Raw genomic sequence first — 2,357 nt, 5'->3', positions numbered from 1 at the left:
AACTCAAAACTCAAAACTCAAAACTCAAAACTGTCTTCCCCACTCCCCACTCCCCCAAATGAAAGCATACGAATACCACCACATAGTCAGCTTTGAAGAAACCAATTTAGTTGGTAATGTTTACTACGCTAACTATATCCTGTGGCAAGGAAGATGTCGGGAAATGTTCCTGCGCGATCGCTCTCCTGGCATAATTAAAGAATTATCACAGGGACTTGCTCTCGTTACCGTTAGAGTTTCCTGCGATTACCTCTCTGAACTTTATGCTTTCGATAACGTCGCTATCCGTATGCGTCTGAGAGATATTACCCAAAATCGCATCACCATGCTATTTGAGTATTGGCGCATGACAGACGAAGGCGAAGAATTAGTGGCGAAAGGTGAACAACAAGCAGCTTGTATGCGAAGACAAGGTGAGAAAATGGTAGCCACACCCATCCCCAATGAACTCCAAAGCGCTTTGGCACTCTATACTGAAAGCTAGCACCTAAAACCTGAGTTCGGAGTATGCGCTTCGCGCAGGCTACGCCAACGGAGTTCGGTTGACAAATAACGAATAACAAATAACAAATAACAAATAACAAATAACGAATAACCAATAACAAATAACAAATGACAAATGACAAATAACAAACTAAAACCCCCCTTCTCCTGGCAAGGAATTTTCTCATTCCTGATGTTTTTTTACATGTACCTTCCTATATTAGTATTGACATTTTATAGTTTCAATCAGTCTGCCTATAGTACAGATTGGCAGGGATTTACATGGAAGTGGTACAGTCAACTATTCAATGATTCCCGCATCCTCCAAGCCTTACAAAATAGTCTCACAGTGGCAGTAGTAGCGGTAGCTATTTCTGCGGTAATCGGCACTTTGATGGCGGTGGGGTTAGCCCGTTATCAGTTTCCTGGGAAGGGATTGTATCGGGGAATTTCCTACTTACCACTGATTATTCCTGATATTGCGATCGCAGTTGCTACTTTAGTCTTCCTTGCTGTAATTGGTACTCCATTAAGTCTCTGGACAATTATAGCGGCACATGTAGTCTTTTGTCTCTCCTATATTGCTTTCGTTGTTTCTTCGAGAATTTCCAGCCTCAATCCTCACTTAGAAGAAGCTGCACTAGATTTAGGGGCAACACCTTTTCAAGCTTTTATTCAAGTATTATTACCAGAATTAATGCCAGCTATTATAGCGGGTTGCCTAATATCTTTTGTCCTAAGTATGGATGATTTCCTCATTGCCAGTTTTACAGCAGGGACAGGTTCAAATACATTACCGATGGAAATATTTAGCCGTATCCGTATGGGAGTAAGACCAGATATAAATGCGTTGAGTGTCATGCTAATTTTAGCATCAGGTTCCCTCGCTCTTGTAGCAGAATTAGTGCGATATCGCGGAGAACAGAAACGTTTCAATAAATAGTATTAAGTTAAATCTAAAATTTCATCTTCACCTAGGTCCAGCTATAATAGCAGAATTTGCGATCGCAATCATCACCACTTCCTCTTCATTCACATCTCGACCAACCCTTTTCAACTCAATCTTATAACTAAACCCTTCCCAATCCCACTCAATCTTAGCTGGCGTACAAAAAGCTCCATCGCATCTGCTAGGCGTAAAATATCCCCGGATAGAATTCGCCAAAGCGACATCTTTAATAAACATATCACCCGGCTCATAAACCGGAGCAACGGGATTAGCGATAAAAGAACCAACCGTGCAAGGATTAGAACCATCGCAGTTGCGTGTTAAAACTAGATTAATTCTATAACTCCTGCTAGCAACTTCTCTCCTTAAATAAATCGGCTGTTTTGACATAGGTAATTCACTAGGCAATAAAATGAGAGCATCAGTTTTTTCCTGAAGTTGCGGCAATAAATCAATGAACAAATCAGCAACAGGTGGTTGTTTTTCCGGTGCGCCTTTGTCGCGATTAATCAGACTCCGCGCTGTATCGCGAGGAATCTTATATTGCACCAGAGTACTAAATCTTAACTCCCCACTCCCAGCAACAATCGCACGCCACCGTTCATTTTCCTTAACCAAAACCGTCTGCCCCCCACCATCTCCCCAAACCCAACTAACAAGAGCATAAGCATCAACAAAAGTAATCTTAGTCATCCCAGGTTCAATCTCAGAACCCCCTCCCGGTAGAAGACGCGACTCACCTGTCACCCGTTGAAACAAATCCAACAATACCACCTTCCAAATCACCGAATTATCATCAGCAATAGCAGCAACAGGATTAGCACCAGCAGCAACAGAATTAGCCAATATCGCCAGTAGTGGAGAAGTCACTAAAATAACCACACTACCAATACACCCCAGAAAAAATCTACTCTTCATCTTACTC

The 2,357-nt window shown here is 42.0% G+C and carries 3 protein-coding genes; 2 read left to right on the top strand and 1 reads right to left on the bottom strand.

What is annotated here, in order from left to right; translation table 11 throughout:
- Window positions 1–58: 58 nt before the first annotated feature.
- Window positions 59–484, top strand: coding sequence for an acyl-CoA thioesterase (locus NJ959_RS28655; RefSeq protein ID WP_373693733.1), 426 nt, complete (start codon window positions 59–61; stop codon window positions 482–484).
- A 135-nt stretch (window positions 485–619) separates the two neighbouring features.
- The gene (locus NJ959_RS28650; RefSeq protein WP_254015164.1) at window positions 620–1,426 is read left to right on the top strand and encodes an ABC transporter permease; all 807 of its coding nucleotides are present in this window, start codon (window positions 620–622) and stop codon (window positions 1,424–1,426) included.
- Window positions 1,427–1,453: 27 nt separating this feature from the next.
- Here NJ959_RS28650 and NJ959_RS28645 read toward each other — a convergent pair.
- On the bottom strand, window positions 1,454–2,357 hold a 904-nt coding region (locus tag NJ959_RS28645; RefSeq protein ID WP_254015163.1), incomplete at its 5' end, for a hypothetical protein.

It is taken from the genome of Limnofasciculus baicalensis BBK-W-15 (assembly GCF_024178385.1).
In the GTDB taxonomy this organism is placed as follows: domain Bacteria; phylum Cyanobacteriota; class Cyanobacteriia; order Cyanobacteriales; family Coleofasciculaceae; genus Limnofasciculus; species Limnofasciculus baicalensis.
The sequence above is the reverse complement of the archived record's forward strand: the minus strand, read 5'-3'. Positions and strand labels throughout refer to the sequence as shown.

Bases quoted from the DNA above. Each gene is read 5' to 3' on its own strand.
- NJ959_RS28655 (WP_373693733.1), top strand. From the start codon at position 59: ATGAAAGCATACGAATACCACCACATAGTCAGCTTTGAAGAAACCAAT.
- NJ959_RS28650 (WP_254015164.1), top strand. From the start codon at position 620: ATGACAAATAACAAACTAAAACCCCCCTTCTCCTGGCAAGGAATTTTC.